This window comes from Clostridium sp. TJA038, from assembly GCF_058310255.1.
Genome location: NZ_JBZEFA010000001.1, coordinates 159,128 through 179,073, shown reverse-complemented (window position 1 = coordinate 179,073; position 19,946 = coordinate 159,128). Strand labels below are relative to the sequence as shown.

The 19,946-nt window shown below is 28.9% G+C and carries 13 protein-coding genes; 3 read left to right on the top strand and 10 right to left on the bottom strand.

The features are described from left to right. Positions 1–129 precede the first annotated feature (129 nt). From nifJ to murG, 3 genes are all read right to left on the bottom strand, one after another. Positions 130–3,639, bottom strand: a complete 3,510-nt coding sequence (nifJ, locus tag AC4FQV_RS00825; RefSeq protein WP_491139532.1) for a pyruvate:ferredoxin (flavodoxin) oxidoreductase — start codon at positions 3,637–3,639, stop codon at positions 130–132. 111 nt (positions 3,640–3,750) lie between these two features. Further along, complete coding sequence (locus tag AC4FQV_RS00820; protein WP_491163831.1) at positions 3,751–4,176, bottom strand: flavodoxin; 426 nt, start codon at positions 4,174–4,176, stop codon at positions 3,751–3,753. A gap of 207 nt (positions 4,177–4,383) precedes the next feature. Continuing rightward, on the bottom strand, positions 4,384–5,460 hold the full coding sequence (gene murG / locus AC4FQV_RS00815; RefSeq protein WP_491163827.1) for an undecaprenyldiphospho-muramoylpentapeptide beta-N-acetylglucosaminyltransferase: 1,077 nt from the start codon (positions 5,458–5,460) through the stop codon (positions 4,384–4,386). Positions 5,461–5,615: 155 nt separating this feature from the next. Here murG and AC4FQV_RS00810 point away from each other — a divergent pair, with 155 nt between their 5' ends. Further along, positions 5,616–5,795, top strand: a complete 180-nt coding sequence (locus AC4FQV_RS00810) for an alpha/beta-type small acid-soluble spore protein (protein ID WP_491139359.1) — start codon at positions 5,616–5,618, stop codon at positions 5,793–5,795. Between the two features lie 154 nt (positions 5,796–5,949). Here AC4FQV_RS00810 and recJ read toward each other — a convergent pair whose 3' ends face one another. The 7 genes from recJ to AC4FQV_RS00775 all read right to left on the bottom strand — a co-directional run bounded on the left by recJ (position 5,950) and on the right by AC4FQV_RS00775 (position 17,335). Next, the gene (recJ, locus tag AC4FQV_RS00805; protein WP_491163825.1) at positions 5,950–7,728 is read right to left on the bottom strand and encodes a single-stranded-DNA-specific exonuclease RecJ; all 1,779 of its coding nucleotides are present in this window, start codon (positions 7,726–7,728) and stop codon (positions 5,950–5,952) included. Positions 7,729–7,739: 11 nt separating this feature from the next. Further along, positions 7,740–8,951: a M16 family metallopeptidase gene (locus AC4FQV_RS00800; RefSeq protein ID WP_491163821.1), complete on the bottom strand. Its 1,212-nt coding sequence runs from the start codon at positions 8,949–8,951 to the stop codon at positions 7,740–7,742. 196 nt (positions 8,952–9,147) lie between these two features. Beyond that, positions 9,148–9,723 (bottom strand): DJ-1 family glyoxalase III, encoded by a 576-nt coding sequence (locus AC4FQV_RS00795; RefSeq protein WP_491139362.1) that lies wholly within the window; start codon positions 9,721–9,723, stop codon positions 9,148–9,150. 11 nt (positions 9,724–9,734) lie between these two features. Continuing rightward, on the bottom strand, positions 9,735–12,677 hold the full coding sequence (locus AC4FQV_RS00790) for a DNA topoisomerase IV subunit A (protein ID WP_491163818.1): 2,943 nt from the start codon (positions 12,675–12,677) through the stop codon (positions 9,735–9,737). A 13-nt stretch (positions 12,678–12,690) separates the two neighbouring features. Further along, a complete protein-coding gene (locus AC4FQV_RS00785) occupies positions 12,691–14,637 on the bottom strand; it encodes a DNA gyrase/topoisomerase IV subunit B (protein ID WP_491139364.1) in 1,947 nt (648 codons plus the stop codon). Further along, a complete protein-coding gene (gene mnmH, locus AC4FQV_RS00780; protein WP_491163815.1) occupies positions 14,627–15,697 on the bottom strand; it encodes a tRNA 2-selenouridine(34) synthase MnmH in 1,071 nt (356 codons plus the stop codon). Before mnmH ends, AC4FQV_RS00785 begins: the two co-directional genes overlap by 11 nt. A gap of 237 nt (positions 15,698–15,934) precedes the next feature. Further along, positions 15,935–17,335 (bottom strand): glycosyltransferase family 2 protein, encoded by a 1,401-nt coding sequence (locus AC4FQV_RS00775; RefSeq protein ID WP_491139366.1) that lies wholly within the window; start codon positions 17,333–17,335, stop codon positions 15,935–15,937. A 672-nt stretch (positions 17,336–18,007) separates the two neighbouring features. Between AC4FQV_RS00775 and uvsE the strand changes: the two genes are divergently transcribed. Continuing rightward, positions 18,008–19,243, top strand: coding sequence for a UV DNA damage repair endonuclease UvsE (gene uvsE / locus AC4FQV_RS00770; protein ID WP_491163812.1), 1,236 nt, complete (start codon positions 18,008–18,010; stop codon positions 19,241–19,243). An 85-nt stretch (positions 19,244–19,328) separates the two neighbouring features. Next, positions 19,329–19,931, top strand: coding sequence for a sporulation membrane protein YtaF (ytaF, locus tag AC4FQV_RS00765; RefSeq protein WP_491139368.1), 603 nt, complete (start codon positions 19,329–19,331; stop codon positions 19,929–19,931). Positions 19,932–19,946: the final 15 nt, after the last annotated feature.

The following is a 19,946-nucleotide window of genomic DNA, read 5'->3' as shown; positions in this document are numbered from 1 at the left end:
AAATATTTTTCTTTTAAAATTATGAACAAAAACAAAAAAATAAGAGTTAAGTCTTTTAAAAAGTCTTAACTCTTATCTATTATACTTCAATCTATATATTTAAACCTAATTAGTTGCTATATTTACTTACTAGTTAGAAGCAAGTTTTTTGTAGCCTTCTAATCTTTCTTTAGCATCTCTTTCAGTCTTTTCGAATAATGCTTCAGCATGTTCTGGGAATGCTTTTGCTAATGCAGCATATCTAACTTCTCCCATTATGAACTCTCTAAAGTCTCCTGTTGGTTCTTTAGAATCTAATGTGAATGGGTTCTTTCCAGTTTCTTTTAACATTGGGTTAAATCTGTACATAGCCCAGTATCCACATTCAACAGCTCTCTTTTCTTCTAATTGAGCGTTACCCATACCAGCTTTTAAGCCGTGGCTGATACATGGTGAGTAAGCTATTATTAATGATGGTCCTTTATATGCTTCTGCTTCAGCTATTGCTTTAAGAGTTTGGTTCTTGTCAGCTCCCATAGCGATTTGAGCAACATATACATATCCGTAGCTCATAGCCATCATTCCTAAATCTTTCTTCTTAGTTCTCTTACCTGCAGCAGCGAACTTAGCTATAGCAGCAGTTGGAGTTGATTTAGATGATTGACCACCTGTATTTGAGTAGATTTCTGTATCCATAACAAGTATGTTTACATCTTCTCCGCTAGCTAAAACGTGGTCAACTCCACCGTAACCGATGTCGTAAGCCCATCCGTCTCCACCGAAGATCCATTGTGATCTCTTAACTAAGTAATCTTGATCTTTTAAGATTTCTAAAGCGAACTCGTTAGTTTCACCTTGTAATGTAGCTATAACAGCATCAGCTCTATCTCTAGTTCCTTCACCGTTATCAACTTCAGCTATCCAAGCTTCTAAAGCTTCTTTAGCTTCTGGTTTAACACCAGCTTCGATTGCTTTTCCAGCAAGGTCAACTAATCTATCTCTTATAGCTTTAACTCCTAAGAACATACCTAATCCAAACTCAGCGTTATCTTCAAATAATGAGTTAGCCCAAGCTGGTCCATGACCTTTGTGGTTAGTTGTGTATGGAGTTGAAGGAGCAGATCCACCCCAGATTGATGAACATCCAGTAGCGTTAGCTATCATCATTCTATCTCCAAATAATTGAGTTATAAGTTTTGCATATGGAGTTTCTCCGCATCCAGCACAAGCTCCTGAGAACTCGAATAATGGTTGCTCAAATTGGCTACCTTTAACTGTATTTTTGTTCATTGGGTTTTTCTTAGGTGCAACATCATTTACACAGTAATCCCAAGCTTCTATTTGATCTTCTTGAGTATGTTGTGGTTTCATAACTAAAGCTTTTTCCTTAGCAGGACAAACTTGAGCACAGTTTCCACATCCAGTACAATCTAAAGTACTTACAGCCATAGTAAATTGCATTGGCTCTTCTGTTTTTAATGCTTTAGCAGCAACTAACTTAGTTGAAGCTGGAGCATTTTTAGCTTCTTCCTCTGTTAATAAGAATGGTCTTATTGTAGCATGAGGACAAACGTAAGCACATTGGTTACATTGGATACAGTTATCAGCTATCCATTCTGGTATGTTTATACCAATTGCTCTCTTTTCGTATGCAGCAGTACCTGGTTCGAAAGTACCATCTTCCATTCCGTTAAATGCTGATACAGGAAGTTTATCTCCTTCTAATCTGTTCATTGGCTCAACTATGTTCTTAACGAATTGTGGAACTTCTTTTTCTTCAACAACTTCGTCTTTAGCATTTGCCCACTCAGCTGGAACTTTAATTTCAACTATAGCATCAATTCCTTTATCTATAGCAGCGTGGTTCATGTTAACAACTTTTTCACCTTTTTTACCATATGAAGTTACAACAGCATCTTTTAAGTATTTAACTGCGTCTTCTACTGGTATTATGTTAGCTAATTTGAAGAATGCAGATTGCATTATCATGTTGATTCTTCCACCTAAACCAACTTCTTGAGCTATCTTAACAGCATTTAAAGTGTAGAACTTAATGTTGTTTTCAGCTAAGAATCTCTTATAGCTTGCTGGTAAGTGCTTAGCAACTTCTTCTGGACTCCAGATAGTGTTTAATAAGAATGTTCCGTTTTTCTTTAATCCATCTAAAACGAAGTACTTATTAACATATGATTGGTTGTGACAAGCAACGAAATCAGCTTTGTTTATTAAGTAACATGATTTTATTGGTTTTTTACCAAATCTTAAGTGAGAAATTGTAACCCCACCTGATTTTTTAGAGTCATATGCAAAGTATCCTTGAGCATACATGTCAGTATGGTCTCCGATGATTTTGATAGCACTCTTGTTAGCTCCAACTGTTCCGTCTGATCCTAATCCCCAGAACTTACAAGCTTTAGTTCCTTCTGGAGCAGTATCGATATCTCCAGCAGCTTCTAATGAAGTGTTAGTTACATCGTCAACTATTGATAAAGTGAATCCATCTTTTGGTTCATCTTTCTTTAAGTTTTCGTAAACAGCAACTATGTCAGCTGGTACAGTATCTTTTGAACCTAATCCAAATCTACCACCAACTATTACAGGAGCATTTTCTAATCCGTAGAATGCATTTTTAACTTCTAAGTATAAAGGTTCTCCTGCTGAACCTGGTTCTTTAGTTCTATCTAAAACAGCAACCTTTTTAACAGTTTTAGGCATTGCTTTTAATAATCTTTCATTTGAGAATGGTCTGAATAATCTTACTTTAACTAAACCAACCTTTTCTCCTTTAGCGTTTAAGTAATCTATAGTTTCTTCTACTAAGTCTGTAACAGATCCCATACCTACTATAACTCTTTCAGCATCTTCTGCTCCATAGTAATCGAAACAGTTATACTCTCTACCAGTTAACTTAGTGATTTCTTTCATGTAGCTCTCAACTATTTCTGGAACTGCATCGTAGAATTTGTTTACTGCTTCTCTTTCTTGGAAGTAGATGTCTGGGTTTTGAGCTGTACCTCTAGTTACAGGTCTGTTAGGGTTTAGAGCTCTTCTTCTAAACTCATCTACAGCTTCCATATCTACTAATTCTTTTAATTCATCATATTCTAAAAGTTCAACTTTTTGTATTTCATGTGATGTTCTAAATCCATCAAAGAAGTTTACAAATGGTACTCTAGCTTTAAGAGCTGCTAAATGAGCAACAGCTGATAAGTCCATAACTTCTTGAACTGATCCTTCTGCTAACATAGCGAATCCAGTTTGTCTTGCAGCCATAACGTCTTGGTGATCACCGAAGATGCTTAATGCTGAAGTAGCTAGTGATCTAGCTGATACATGGAATACTGATGGTAATAATTCACCAGCTATTTTATACATGTTTGGTATCATTAATAATAAACCTTGTGAAGCTGTGTAAGTAGTTGTTAAAGCTCCAGCTTGTAATGAACCGTGAACTGCACCTGCAGCACCTGCTTCTGATTGCATTTCCATTACTTTTACAGGTTGACCAAATATGTTCTTTAATCCTCTTGCACTATTTTCATCAACCCACTCTGCCATTGGTGATGATGGAGTGATAGGGAATATTGCTGCAACATCAGTGAACGCATATGATATATAAGCGGCAGCTGTGTTACCATCCATAGTTTTCATTTTTCTCATTGCCATTGAGATGACCTCTCTTTCATTAATTTTGTAGATATATAAATTTAAATCTTAAAAATTATAATATATTTAAAGTAATTAATTAAAACTACTTTTTAGCTTAGTAAATTATTTTATTAATTTTTTTGCTAATTCCTTAGCTTCTTGAATTTCCTCATTATTTGGTGATTCATTTACAGCTAAGCTACCAACAACGTCGAATCCATAATCCTTCATTCTTTCAACCCATTCAACCATAAATTCTCCATTATCCCAACCATATGACCCAAATAAAATCATTTTTTTGTTGTTATTTGGAGTTAACTTGAATTGTTTTACAAATGGTTCCATATCGTATTGTTCTATTCTGTTATTATCCATTGAAGGGCTACCTAAGGCTACTGCATCTGCTTCTAAAACATCCTCTGCCTTCGCACTTGAAACATGCTTTATTAAAACATCTGCCCCTAAGTCTGTTAATTCTTCTGCAATAGTATTTGCTAATACTTCAACATTTCCACCATTGCTCCAATATATTACTGATACTTTACTCATAAAAACACCTCTTATACTTGATAATATATTTTATCTTAAAGGCCCAATATTAATTGATATAAAACTAATTTTTCTCGACATTAATAATTATACTCTTTGAGAGAAATTTTTCAAGTTGCATATTTAGATATTTTAAAACATATTTTTAATGTTTATTAACAATTCTTATAAAAGTTCTTCCATATGCTTAGAATTGTCCATAAAAATTTACATATGTGCAGATTTTTTTATTATATCTATGATATTGTCAACTCCATTACCTATTTTGCTCATTTTCATAGAATTTAGGTATTTTTCCTTGTTTTTCTCTATATCTTTTATTGATTTTAAAAGTAATTCAGGACTTAAATCCTCCTCTTTAATAACCATTGAATAGCCACTCTTTTCAAAGGATTTAGCATTTAAAACCTGGTCTCCTCTTGAGGCATTTGCAGATAAAGGTATTAAAATATTTAATTTCCTTAAAGCTAATAATTCAAATATTGTATTAGCTCCAGCCCTAGATATAACTAAATCTGCTAAAGCCATTAAATCAGGTAACTCATCAGATATATATTCATATTGTCTATATCCCTCTAAATTATTTAAAGATTCATCTAAGTTTCCTTTTCCACATAAATGAATAACATTATAATTTTTTAATATTTCTTTTAAACTTTTTCTAAGGCTTTCATTTATAACTTTAGAGCCTAAACTTCCTCCAATAATCATTAAAACCTTTTTATTGTTATCTTTAAAAGCACAAAATCTTCTTCCTTTTTCTTTATCACCTTTTAAAAGGTCTTCTCTTATAGGTGTACCTGTTAATTTACCTTTATTATCCTTTATATATTTTAAACTCTCTGGAAAGGTAACACAAAGTGTATCACAAAAAGGAGATGCAATTTTATTTGCTAAGCCTGGTGTTAAGTCAGATTCATGGGAAACTACAGGAATTTTTTTCATAGAAGCTGCTATTACAACTGGTACAGTAACAAAGCCTCCCTTTGAAAAAATAACATCTGGTTTCTCCTTTGAAAGAATTCTTTTTGCATCCATTACCCCCTTTAAAACCTTAAGAGGGTCTGTAAAATTTTTAACATCAAAATATCTTCTAAGTTTACCAGAGGATATTGAATAGTAAGGTATATTTTCCTTAGTTATTATCTCTTTTTCTATACCATTTTTACTGCCTATATATTTTATATCAAAGCCTAACTCTTTTAGTTTAGGCACTAAGGCTAAGTTTGGAGTAACATGTCCTGCTGAACCTCCACCTGTCATAATTATTTTATATTTTTTCAAAAAATCAACTCCCTTATAAAATGTGATTTTATTTTAATTAACAATGGTATTATAAATATTTTTTTGTAATAACCCCTTCAATTCCCTATCATATTTTACTCTATTTTGCACAATATATAAATGCAAACTCAATCAATACAAAGGAGGAATTAAAAATGGCACAACATTTAGTACCAGAAGCAAAAAATGGATTATCTAAATTCAAAAACGAGGTAGCAGCTGAAATGGGAGTACCATTTTCAAACTACAATGGAGATTTAAGTTCTAAACAATGCGGTAGTGTTGGTGGAGAAATGGTTAAAAGAATGGTTGAAAAATACGAAAAAGGAATTTAATTTATATCTAATTTAATTTTAATAATTAAATAAACTTTAACAATTAAATAAAGCTTAACTTTTAAATAAAATTAACAATTAAAATATAAAAATATTTGCAAAAATATTTATTTTAAAATTACTGGAGCAATATAAAAATATTGCTCCTTTAATTTTATATTCTAAAATATTTTACATTAGCTTGAATTGATTTATTTCCATTAAATTCATTTATATTAGGATAATAAATTAAATCAATATTAAAATTACAACTTCCCCCATCTAGTATTCTTATTAATTCTTCTTCTCCATATTTATTAGCAAAATCCTCTTTAAATTCTTCAACTTTATTTCCAAAAGCTATTGCATCTATAGTATTATAAGTATTTTTTAATTTACACCTAAATTTAATTACATTTTGCTCTTTTCCCATTATCCAAACCCTACTTACCTTAACATCCTTTTCTCCAAAAAGTGGACTAGGATTTCCTTTTCCAAAAGGCTCTAACTTTTCTAAATCATCTATTAACCCATAATTTAAATCTTCTAAAGAAAGTTTAGCATCTATTCTGACTTTTGGTATTAGGTCCTCCTTAGTTAAATTACAATTTTCTAATAACATATTTCTTAATAATGGTATTTTTTCTTCTTCTACAGATAATCCTGCTGCCATAGGGTGTCCCCCAAACTTGCTTATAAGCTCTTTACATTTTGATAACTCTTCAAAAATATTATATTCTTCTATAGACCTTGCAGAACCCTTAGGCATATCTTTTCCTTTAGTCATTATTATTGTAGGAACATTATATTTTTCTTTTATTCTTCCTGCAACAATTCCAGCAATACTTTCATGTATATAGGAGTTGTAAACTAAAATTACCTTATCATTTTCCATTTTATTATCCTCTATTTGTTTTATTACCATATCAACACTATCTTTTGTTAATTCCTGTCTTCTTTGATTTAACTCAAAAAGCTCTTTTGCTAAAGCATCTGCTCTATCATAATCTTCTGCTAAAAGTAATTCTACAGATAAATCTGCTGTTTCAAGTCTTCCTGTTGCATTTATACAAGGACCTATAACAAAACCTAAATGATACTGAGATATTTCTTTTCCTTCAAGACCTGTGTATTTTTTTAAAGCAATTAAGCCCTTGTTTTGAGTATTATTAAGCATTTCCAAACCTTTTTTTACTATTACTCTATTTTCACCTAATAAATCAACTACATCACATACAGTAGCAATAGCACAAATTTCTAATAACTCTAAGCTTTCCTCATTAGGTATTCCTAATTCTTTATATAAAGCACACATAAATTTAAAGGCAATTCCTGCACCACATAAAGATTTAAAAGGGTACTTACAATCCTCTTGCTTAGAATTTATAACTGCATAAGCTTTTGGAATTTTTTTATTTATTTCTCCTTTTTCATCTTTAACTAAAGGAATATCATGGTGGTCTGTTAAAATAACATCCATCCCTAAATTTTCAGCTAACTCTATTTCAGAAAAGGCAGAAATTCCATTATCACAAGTTAAAATAACCTCCGTTCCCTCTTCCTTTAAAATATTAACTCTTTTAGAGTTCATTCCATAGCCTTCTTCTTCTCTATTTGGTATATGATAGTTAAAATTAGCACCACACCTTTTTAATCCCTTGTAAAGAATTGAGGTACTTGATACTCCATCACAGTCATAATCACCATAAATAGTTATTTTTTCTCCTTTTTCTATAGCTTCTTTTATTCTTTTAACTCCTTTTTCCATATCCTTCATAAGGTATGGATTGTTTAAACTTTCAATTTCTCCACATAAAAACTCCTTAGCCTTTTTTTCATCTTTTATATCTCTATTCACTAAAAGAGTAGCTGTTAATAAATCTATATTTAATTTTTCTTTTAAATTTTCTATATCTTCTCTTTTTCTCTGTCTAAGTAGCCACTTTTCTCTCATGCACTCACCTCTTAATTAATTATTTGCACAACGGATTTTTCTAAAACTTTCTTAAGTATTTTCTTCATATCTTTTAATGTTAAATCTTCTACTAAGTTTAACTCATTAAAAATATATTCTCCCTTATTAAACATGGTTTCATATATAGCCATTCTATTAGCAAGTACTATACTTTTTTCTAGGTCTAAGGAATTTTTAAGTTTAAATCTTTTTATTAATTTCTTTAAGCCTTCATCCCTTAAATATTCTTCTATATTTATAGCCTTTAATATGCACTTTTCAATAAGTGCTAAAGCCTCTTCTTCCTTTTCTTTAGAAGTTCCTAAATAAACCTTAAATAATCTTATTCCTTTTTCATATTTAACTTCACTATAAACCTCATAAGCTAATCCATTCTTTGTTCTAATTTCGTCATAAAGTACTGAACTTACTCCTTCACCAAACCAAAGATTAAAAATTTTAAGTGTGGATACCTCCTCCATAGTTAAATCACTTATATCAAATAAGCAACATATTTTAACTCCATTATTTCCTTGAACTTTCTTAGAAAATACTCCATAATTAACGCTTCTTTTTAAAGGCTCCTTAAATACTTTTCCTCTTTTTACTTTCATAAAGCTTTTTTCTACAATTCCCTTTACTTCCTCTAAGGAAAAGGAGGAAACAACTGAAACAACAATATTTTCACTTAAATAATTTCTATTGTAAAAATTCTTTAATCCTTCAAAGCTTATTTTCTCTATATTCTCCTTTTCTCCTATTATTAATTTTCCTAATCTCTCATTAAAAAATCCATTATTTAAGGCTATGTCCTCTACTTGTTGTTCTAAATCCTCTTTCCATTCATCACTCTCTTGTTTTATCACATTTATTTCTTCTAAAAATCCCTCTTTACTAAAATTAGAATTTAAAACAATCTCTGAATATAAAGAAAAGCCTTCAAAAAAATCTTCCTTAGCAGTAGTTCCATAATAAATAACATAAGGAAAATTAGTCATAGCATTATTAAAACCAAATAATTCATCTAATTCTTCATTTATTTCATCTTCTCTTATTTTTTCATTCCCTTTAAAAAGCATATGTTCTAAAGCATGAGCCATTCCTATTTCATCTTTTTTTTCTGCATTAGCACCACTTTCTAAACTTATGCAAAAGGATGTATGTTCTATATCTTTAAATTTATATAATAATCTAACTCCATTATCTAAAACTATCTTTTTCATATTTCCCTCCAAAGATATACTATTAAATCATATTATATTTTAACACAGGTAATAAACTTATAAAAAAATAAAAGAGCCATATCAAAGCCTAAATAAAATTTATTAATTTTAAATTTACTCTTTAAACCTTAATTTATAGTAAATCATTAAATAAATTTTTTAAGCTATTTGATATAACTCTTTTTAATATAAAACTTTATTTTTCTTCTGTTTCTAAGAAAAAGTCAATAAGCATTCCCTTTCTTATATCCTTTGCTTCTTTTTCATATCCTAAGCTTTTTAATATTTCTAATCCAAATACTAAAGCCGTTGCAGGACCTCTACTTGTTATTATATTTCCATCTACAACTACTGTTTTATTTTCTATATAATTAACATTTCCAAGTTCTTCTTTAAAGCCAGGATAACTTGTAACATTCTTACCTTCAATAATATTAGCCTTAGCTAAAGCTATTGGAGCTGCACATATTGCTGCAACTATTTTATTATCTTCATTGTATTTTTTTATTAAAGCTTGAACTTTTTCATTATCTCTAAGATTTGTTGCCCCTGGCATTCCACCTGGAAGTACAATTGCATCATAACTTTCTAAATCAGAATCTAATATTGTCTTATCACAAAGAACTGTTGTTCCATGGGCACTATTAACATTTTTATTTTCTGTTATGCTACATGCATGACATAAAACCTTAGCTCTATTACAAACATCTACAACTGATAAAGCCTCTATAGTTTCAAAACCTTCTGCTAAAAATACTAAAACTTTTTTCATGACCATACCTCCTACTTAATAATTACTTCCCTTATATAATCCTCTAAGCCTAGAATCATTAAACTACTTCCTCTACCTGCTCTATTCTGTAGCTTAATATTTTCAATGCTTACCTCAGCTTTTTCTTTTTGCTTAGACTCTAAAATAAGTTTTTCATAATTACTAGTTAATTCTTTTTTATAGTCATTATACGCCTCTAAAACTTTATCATCAATACCTACCTCTAAGGATGGAATAGCTCTACCAAATATAACTTTATTATTATCTTTTAAACTTATTCCTGTTACTCCTGAAGCTACTTTTCCCATAGGATTTAAGGAATTAGCTAAGAATTTAATTCCCATAGCATTTTTAGTTACTAAAATTATTGTGGCATTATCAAGATTTATATCTATATTTATAACTTCATCCTTTGGATTTTTAAATTTATAAGCTATTTGATTATTAAAATCTCCTAAAAATTCTCTTAGACTTGTCTTTTTAACTAATCCTTCCATTGTGAAGAAATATACAAATAAATCTTCCCCTATTCTTCCAAATTCATTTATAGGGAAAACTCTTACTATATTTTCATCCTTTTCAAAGCCATCTACTAAGTCTGAAATATTGCTCTCTTCTGTATTTTGAAGTAAATATGCTGGAAACTTAAATACCTTTCCCTTATTAGAAAAAGCTATTACATTTTTAAAAGAATTTACTTTTACTTTTTCATAAGAACTATTATTAAAATTATTAAAGGTTTTAATATTTCCTTTTTTATTTATTCCTATAATAAACTCTTTATATTCATAATTATCTACAAATCTTATGCTTTTAATTTTATTTCCATTTTTTAAAGGAACTAATTGTGCCCCTAATAAATTTCTTTCTGAAAAATCTAATTTTGGTTCAGAAACAACAAAACTTAAACCATTAGTTGTTTCTATTTCTACAAATCTTTCTTCCTCTTGAGAATCTATTAAAGATACACTTCTTAATGAATCATCATTTTTAAGTTTTATAGCCATAAGCTTTGAATATGCTGTAACAAATTTATCTAAAGTAGTCTTTTTTATTAAGCCATTAGAAGTTATAAACTTAAAGCATTTATTTGGCAAGAAATTATCAATTGATTCAATAGCAATTATTTTTTCATCCTCTAAATTTAATCCTCTTATTAAATCCTCAAGTCTTTCCCCTTTATCTTTCCATTTTTTATCTACTATAGAATTACATTTTATTTGATAAACAGTTCCTTTATCAGTAAATATAGCTAAAGTATCCTTAGTATTAGATTTAAGAAGGAATTTTAAGTAATCTCCCTCTCTATACTCTATTTCATTTTCGTCAACATTTGAACGATTATAAGTTTTAAGAGGAAGTTTCTTTATGAAACCTTCCTTTGATAAGGTAATCATTACATCTTCTGCAACAATTAGCTCTTCTAAATCTATTTTAGCTTCACTTTCATCTTCTATTAAGGCAGTTCTTCTCTCATCTCCATAAACCTTAGAAACCTCTTTTAACTCCTCTTTTATAACTTCTAAAAGAACAGATTCCTTTTCTAATATTTTTTTAAGTTTTTTTATCTTTCTTGATAATTCCTTATGTTCTTTTTCAAAAACCTTTATCTCTAATCCCGTTAATCTATAAAGCATTAATTCTAAGATTGCCTCTGCTTGAATATCTGTAAAGTAAAATTCTGAAACTAAATTTTCATGAGCATCTTTTTTAGAATTTGAAGCCCTAATTGCAGCTATAACCTCATCCATTATACCTATAGCTTTTATAAATCCTTCAACTATATGAAATCTTTTTTCAGCTACTTCTAACTCTCTCTTTGTCCTTCTTGTGACAACATCCTTCTGATGATTTACATAGTGAGATATTATAGTTTTTAATCCCATAGTTTCTGGCTTTCCCTCTGCTAAGGCCACCATGTTAAAGCTTATATTTCCTTGAAGGTCAGTTTTCTTATAAAGATATTTAAGAACTTTGTGAGCCATGTCAAAATTTATAGCCTTTTTAAACTCTATTACAGCTCTTATTCCTGTTCTATCTGATTCATCTCTAATATCAACTATTCCATCTAATGCTTTAGCATGTCTTTTATCACCAGTCATATCTGATATTGTTTGAAGTATTTTAGCTTTATTCCTTCTATAAGGGAACTCAGTTATAACTATTCCAAGTCTTCCATTTTCTAAGGTTTCAATGTTAGCTTTAGCTCTTAAAGTAACCTTTCCTTCTCCTGTTTCATAAGCTGATAGCAAAGTTTTTTCACCTATTAAAACGCCACCAGTTGGAAGGTCTGGACCCTTTATATATCTCATTAATTCCTTAGTTGTAATTTCATTATTATCTATATAAGCTAATGTCCCCTCTATTACTTCTTTTAAATTATGTGGAGGTATATTAGTTGAAAGCCCAACTGCTATACCAAAAGTTCCATTTACTAAAAGATTTGGATATCTAGCTGGTAAAACCTTAGGTTCCATTTCAGAATCTGAATAGTTTGGAACCATATCAACTACATTTTTCTCTATATCTCTAAGCATCTCCATAGATATACTTGAAAGCCTAGCCTCTGTATATCTCATAGCTGCTGCACCATCTCCATCTATACTTCCCCAGTTTCCATGTCCATCAATAAGTGGAGCTCTTGTACTAAAATTCTGTGCTAAAATCACCATAGCATCATAAACTGAACTATCTCCATGAGGATGATACTTACCTAAAATATCCCCAACTATTCTAGCTGATTTATAATAGGGTTTATCAGGAAAAGCCTTTAACATATATGCACCATATAAAATTCTTCTATGTACTGGCTTTAATCCATCTCTTACATCTGGAAGGGCTCTATCCTTAGCCACTTCAACTGCATAAGGTAGATAGTTATCAGGCATAACCTCTTCAAGAGGCATTCTTATAATATTATTATCTTTTGGTATTTCAATATTTTTTTTAGCCATTTAATCTCCTCCTTTAGAACTCTGCGTACTTATACATATATTTCTTTCTAGGTTGAACAACATCTCCCATTAATAAAGAAACCATTTTTTCAGCCTTTGCAGCATCTTCTATGGTAACTTGTACTAAAGTTCTAGTTTCTGGATTTAAAGTTGTTTCCCATAATTGGTCTGGATTCATTTCTCCAAGTCCTTTAAATCTTTGAATAGTTGCCCCTTTTCCAACCTTTTTCTTAACTTCTTCTAATTCATCATCACTATAAGCATAAACAATTTTATCTTTTCCTTTTCCTGATTTAGCAACTTTATAAAGAGGAGGTTGTGCTAAATAAAGATGACCATTAGCTATAAGTGGTCTCATATATCTATAAATATATGTCATCCAAAGAGTTCTTATATGATAACCATCCACATCTGCATCACTCATTATTATTATTTTATCGTATTTTAAATCTTCTTCATTATAGTTATCTAAAATTCCTGTGCCTATAGCAGTATTAAATATTTTTAATTCTTCAGAAGCTATAACATTTTCCAACTTTTGTTTTTCTGTATTCATTATTTTACCCTTTGAAGGCATTATAGTTTGAAATCTTCTATCCCTAGCTTGTTTAGCTGAACCACCTGCTGAATCACCCTCAACAACAATAAACTCATTAGCTTCTTTATTTTTCAAGGTACAAACAGCAACCTTTCCTGCTAATGGTGCTGTTCCTTTTCCTATTTTCTTTCTTTCTGCATCATTAATCTTTTTAATCTTTTCTCTTCTTGCTGCTGCATCTATTGCATTGTTTATAATCATAGTTGCAACCTCTTTATTATCCTCTATCCAATGTCCAAACTTAGTGTAAGCTAAATCATTCATCATTGTATATGCTTCATTGTTTCCAAGTTTAGTTTTTGTTTGTCCCTCAAAAACTGGATTTGTAATTTTTATCCTAACAATAGCTGTCATTCCTTCTCTTAAATCATCACCTTCAAATTCCTTATCCTTTTCTTTTATAAGATTAAGCTTTTTAGCCCATTCTTTGAAAGCACGAGTCATTCCTGTTTTAAATCCTGTTTCATGAGTTCCAGCCTCTGTTGTAGGAATATTATTTACGTAACTTACTATATTTTCAGTTGTGGAATCCGTAAATTGAAGACAAATCTCTCCATACATCTGTATATTATTTACTTCTCTTTCTCCTTCAAATAAAACAGGTGTTTGATGAAGTGGTGTCTTACTTTCATTTAAATAATCAATAAAATCTAAAAGACCTCTTTCAGAATAATATTCCTTACTTACTGTTTCTTCTTTTCTATTATCAATAAGTTCTAATCTTATGCCTTTATTTTGAAAAGCTAACTCTTGTAATCTTTCATCTATAACATCAAATTTAAAATCTGATGTAGAAAATACTTCTCTATCTGGCAAAAATGTAACCTTTGTTCCAGTTTCCTTAGACTCACCAATAACTTCTAAATTAGTTACTGGAGTTCCTGGCATATCTTTTTTAAGCTCTTTATCATAGGTATATTCAAATCTTTGTCTATAGATTTTCCCATTTTGCTTTACCTCAACTTCTAACCATCTTGATAAAGCATTAACAACTGCAGCTCCAACTCCATGAAGCCCACCTGAAGTTTTATAGTTTTGATTGTTAAACTTTCCACCAGTATGCAGTTCAGTAAAGACCATTTCAACACCAGTCTTTTTCTTTATTGGATGCATTCCCGTTGGAATACCTCTTCCATTATCTATTACTGTAACACTTTTATCCTTATTTAATATAACCTTTGCCTTATTTCCGTAACCATTAGATATTTCATCTATAGAGTTATCTAATATTTCCCATATACAATGATGAAGTCCCTTACTTCCTGTAGAGCCTATGTACATACCTGGTCTTACTCTTACTGGCTCTAATTTTTCTAAAGAGGTTAAAGAAGTTACATCATAATTATTATTTTTATTGCTCATGCAAATCCTCTCCTAGTTCTTTTGAAATTTCTGAATATATATCCTCTAACTTATATAATTCCTCATCTATATTATTTATTTCTAATTCATTTCTAAATGTTTTTTTCTTTGCACTTGTACCATATCTAGGGTCATAATATTTTTCCATTAGCTCTATAGCTACTGTTTTATATTCTCCCTTATCTACTAACTCTTTATACTTTTCAACTCTTTCTTGACTTATATGTTTTTTAAGAACTCCTAAAGCTTCATCTAACTGTTCATTTACATTCTCAAAAGCTGTGTATTCCTTAACTAATCTTTCTGCTCTAATATCTAAATCAGCATTTATTTTAATTTTTTCTCCTTCATACATCTTTTCAAATAAATAATCAGGTATTAAAATTCTACCAATTCTCTTACTTTCTCCTTCAATAAATATAAGATTAGATTTTCTATGTCTTAGCTTATCATAAACTAAGGCATCAAATCTTTTTTGAGTGTTGCAATCTCCAAGTCCAACCCCTCCAAGAATTGATCCTCTATGATTTGCACATCCTTCTAAATCTAAAACATCATATCCCTTTTCTTCTAATTTATATAGCATTTCTGTTTTTCCAACACCAGTATTTCCGTATAAAACTATAAAATCAATAGCTTTAGAGAACTCTTCTATTTTATCTATTATAAAGCTTCTATAAGATTTATATCCGCCTTCTAATTTGTAACAATTTATTCCTAGACTATTTAGTAATGAATGGAGACTTCCACTTCTCATTCCACCTCTTGCACAAAAGATAACAAGTTTTTTACCATGTTTATTTTTATAAAGTTCTTGCACTTTTTTAAATATCTCTGGCAATCTTTTAGATATAAATTCAACACCTTGTTCCTTTGCAGCTTCTGCACTTTCTCTAACATATAAAGTTCCAACTACATCTCTTTCCTCATTTAAAAGAACTGGAATATTTACAGAACCTATCATAGGTTCTTCAAAGGCTTCCTTTTCACTTCTAACATCTATAAAGATATACTCATCCTCATGTCCATATATCTCCTCATAACTTATTAATCCAAACATTTATATATCATCCTTTCAATTTACTAAAATAGTATAATTCTTTAAAAATACATTGTCAAACATTTGTTCCCATTAAATCTTAACTCTATAGTGCTTCACGATTATTAATTATATCAAAAGATTTTAAAAGACAAAAATATATATTTTTAAATAAAATTCTTCTAATAATATTGTCAAAATTCTTATGTAATAATCATAAAAAAATATAAGACATCCATTTTGGATGTCTTATAATAATTAAACTTCGTATATTCCGATTTGTCTAACATGTTTAGTATGTGACCATTCTTTTTTGTCTTTATCTATTATACCTTGTATTGTTATTGGTATCCAAGTTAATATGTATAATGGATAAATTAAGTATCTGTAGAACATTTGGAAATTTCTCTTTCCTAAGAATAATAAAGTTCCTATTAAGAAAATTCCTATATAAGCCACATTAAATAATGTTAGTAAAAAGATATTATCTAATATACCTAATTGATTTACTAGGTATGGTTGTATAAATACGTTACATGCATATAATGCTAATACAGCAAATAACTTTCCACTCATCTTCTTATCAAATAATAAAGCAAATGGTGTTAATAAGAATTGGAATACACAGAATAACTGCCATGCCGTTGCATTAAATAAATAACTTATTACAAATATTCCAAGTCCATCTACAGCTCTTACCTGTATGAAAGTTAAAACAGCTGCTAATCCCATAGCTAAAGTAACAAAAGGTTGCATTACATATAAAGTACAGTCAAAAGCAACTAAGCTTCTGTCTTTTATAGATTTCTTTAAAAGTTTCATTCCGTATCTAGTAGCAACGTCTGCAAAACCTTGCATCCATCTCTTTCTTTGATTCCAAGAAGCTTTTAAAGTTAATGGTTTCTCATCATATATTTTAGCATCGTGTGCCCAACCAACTTTTTCACCATTTAATATAAGTTTACAACTAAATTCTAAGTCTTCTGTTAAACAAGTTGCACCCCAACCTAACTTTTTAAGAGTAGCTGTATCTATTACAAATCCTGTTCCACCGATTTGTGCAGATAGTCCTATATTACTCTTTGCTAATTGAAGCATTCTATTAGCTGATGTAAAAGCTATAGCGTAAGATTCTGTTATCCATGAATCTTGAGGATTTTTAGAATCAATATATCCTTGAACAACTTTAAATCCTTCACACATCTTATTGTTCATTTCTTTTAAGAAGTTTTTATCGACTAAATTATCAGCATCAAAAACTGCTATGCCATCGTAATGAGTGTTCATTTTAAATATTTTATCAAACATCCACTCTAAGGCAAAGCCCTTACCTCTTTTATCTTTGTTAAATCTCTCAAATACATTTGCTCCTGCTTCCCTTGCGATTTTAGCAGTATTATCAGTACAGTTATCTGCAATAACAAATATATCATATAATTCTTTTGGATAATCTAAATGTTTTAAACTTTCAACTAAATTTTCTATAACTACTTCTTCATTATGGGCTGCTACAAGCATTGCAAATTTCTTTTGCGGTTCAAAAACTTTTTTGTCTTTTTTTCTGTAGAATCCAAATAGCGCTATGATTAAATAGTATAGCATTAGAGCAAATACGCCTATTTGAAAAACAGCTGTTACCCAAAATATATACTTTTCCATAAATTCCACTCCTATAACTTAAATTAACCTATGACATTATAACAGTTGTTCATATATTTTGTAAAATATATTTTATTTTTATTTTTTAATAATTTATCAAAAAACATTAAAAATGGAATAAAATCTATAAGATTTGAGAATAAAATTTAAATTTTCATGTCAATTGATTCATAAAACAACTTACCCCTTATTTCATGAATCAATTGCATCAAAACTTAATTTTTAATCTTTTACTTAAAAGACCTTAAACCTATGTGTTTTACTAATATTTAAACAACCTTATTATCAAAGGTTCTTCTTAAATTTTCCTAAGAAATTTTAAACTTCTCCTTTTAAATATAACTAATCTTTTCTATTAACCATATAATGTGCTCTAAACCTTTTTTAAAAAGGCATTTTATGTACCCTTATGTTCCCATAAATATTACTGTCTTTTAGATTTAAATTTATTTATATATTTAATCTAAAAAAACCAAACTACAAATATTAAAACTTCTTAAATCTAAATATATCTCATTCTCTAATATAATTTTGCCACACAACTTACAAAGGAATTATTACAAAATTATTAATTTATAAATTAAGAGATTTATTCACTTATTTTTACATTTCATTAACTTTTTTCTTTTAATTTAAAATAAACTGTTTTGTTTTAAGAAAGGATTGATTTATATGAAAATAGGTTATGCTTGTATTCCTATTACTACTAATGCAAAAACAAATAGAAAGCTACTTTTAAAGGATTTTTCTAAAGATAAATTTTTATCCTTAACGGAAAAAAATTTAGATGATTTAGAAAAAATATTAAAATGGAATGTAAAAAATAATATTTATCTTTTTAGGATAAGTTCTGATATTATTCCCTTAGGTTCCCATTTTATAAACGAGATTGATTGGAGAAAAATTTTTAAAGATAAATTAGAGCATATAGGAAATTTAATAAAGAAAGAAGGAATAAGAGTTTCAATGCATCCAGGACAATACACAGTTTTAAATAGTCCTAAAGAAGATGTAGTAAAAAAGTCTATTAGAGATTTTGAATATCACTGTGAATTTTTAGATTCTCTAAACCTAGACTATAAAAACAAATTAATTATTCACATAGGAGGAACCTATAATAATAAGTCCTTAGCAAAGGAAAATTTTATAAAAACCTTTAAAATGCTTTCAGATTCCTCAAAAAAAAGACTAGTTATAGAAAATGATGAAAGAAATTTTTCTTTAGAAGATGTTTTAGAAATTTCCTCTAAAATAAATGTTCCTGTAATATTTGATAATTTACATAATCTTTGTTATGGAAATAACTTTAAAAGCCTTAAAGATATATATGAATTAGTTTCTAAAACATGGAATATTAATATAGATGGTCCAATGAAAGTACATTATAGCCAACAAGACATATTTAAAAAAATAGGTTCTCATTCTAAAACTATAAGAATAAGCACATTTTTAAATTATTATGAAGAAGTTAAAAGCTTCTCTCCTGATATAATGCTAGAAGTTAAGGATAAAGATATTTCTGCTATTAAGTGCATAAATTCAATTAAAGAAAGAAAAAATCTTTTAAGCTATGAAGATATAAAAAATGAAAAGAATAATTACGAAATTTTATGGAGAGAATATGATAAAAACTTTTTAGAAAATTATAATAAATTTTCTAAAAGTATTATAGAATTTTATAACTTTATAGATGACTTAATTCTCTCTGAAAGAGAAGCTCTACTTAAAAACTCCATTCCTATAGCTAAAGAATATATAAAGGAATATATAAATTCTAGGGAACTTAATTATTTAAATAAACTAATTTTAAAGAAAGATTTTGAAAAATCAAGAAATTACATAAAAAAACTAATAAAAAAATTAGAATTTCCCGAAAAAAAATTATCTTACTATTTATCTCAACTCTAGATTTATTTATACTCTCTAAAATTGTCACAATCTAAATATTGTTAAAATATATTGAAAGTAACAGTAAAATTTTGGAGGCATAAAAGTGTTTTTAAGCATAATTCTTTTTGTAATTGCATCAAGTTTAGATATTCTTGTAGTTTCTCTAGCTTATGGGCTAAAGAACATAAAAATAAATTTTTCTAGCACCCTTGTAATAGCATCAATATCTGCTTTTGGTACATTAATTTCTATGGTTATTGGAAAGTTTTTAATAGATGTAATTCCTATTAAGTTAGGAGATATATTAGGTGGCTTAGTACTTATGCTTTTAGGCGTTTATTCAATATATTCTTATTTTAAAGAAAAAAAAGATATATGTAATAACTCTGAAAAAAGTAATTCTCCAATTTTCCTTTTAGATAATCCAGAAATAGCAGATAAAGATAACTCTGGTAATATTGATTTTAAAGAATCTTTAAGTTTATCTTTAGCACTTTCCCTAAATAATTTTGGTTTAGGCATAGGTGCTAGTATTTCTGGAATTGATATAACATTAACAACTTTAATAACTTTTGTTATTTCCTTAATATTTGTTTCTTTAGGTTTTTTCTTTTCAAAAAAAATAAAAGGAAAAAATCTTTCAAAAAATAGCGATTTAGTTGCTGGATTAATAATAATAATACTATCTCTATTTATTATATTTTAATATTTAAAGTAAAAA

Excerpts from the sequence above, each read along its gene's own strand:
- AC4FQV_RS00775 (WP_491139366.1), bottom strand. The coding sequence starts at position 17,335 with ATGGAAAAGTATATATTTTGGGTAACAGCTGTTTTTCAAATAGGCGTA.
- nifJ (WP_491139532.1), bottom strand. The coding sequence starts at position 3,639 with ATGAGAAAAATGAAAACTATGGATGGTAACACAGCTGCCGCTTATATA.
- AC4FQV_RS00800 (WP_491163821.1), bottom strand. The coding sequence starts at position 8,951 with ATGAAAAAGATAGTTTTAGATAATGGAGTTAGATTATTATATAAATTT.
- recJ (WP_491163825.1), bottom strand. The coding sequence starts at position 7,728 with ATGAGAGAAAAGTGGCTACTTAGACAGAGAAAAAGAGAAGATATAGAA.
- AC4FQV_RS00790 (WP_491163818.1), bottom strand. The coding sequence starts at position 12,677 with ATGGCTAAAAAAAATATTGAAATACCAAAAGATAATAATATTATAAGA.
- AC4FQV_RS00795 (WP_491139362.1), bottom strand. The coding sequence starts at position 9,723 with ATGAAAAAAGTTTTAGTATTTTTAGCAGAAGGTTTTGAAACTATAGAG.
- AC4FQV_RS00785 (WP_491139364.1), bottom strand. The coding sequence starts at position 14,637 with ATGAGCAATAAAAATAATAATTATGATGTAACTTCTTTAACCTCTTTA.
- AC4FQV_RS00820 (WP_491163831.1), bottom strand. The coding sequence starts at position 4,176 with ATGAGTAAAGTATCAGTAATATATTGGAGCAATGGTGGAAATGTTGAA.
- AC4FQV_RS00810 (WP_491139359.1), top strand. The coding sequence starts at position 5,616 with ATGGCACAACATTTAGTACCAGAAGCAAAAAATGGATTATCTAAATTC.
- uvsE (WP_491163812.1), top strand. The coding sequence starts at position 18,008 with ATGAAAATAGGTTATGCTTGTATTCCTATTACTACTAATGCAAAAACA.
- mnmH (WP_491163815.1), bottom strand. The coding sequence starts at position 15,697 with ATGTTTGGATTAATAAGTTATGAGGAGATATATGGACATGAGGATGAG.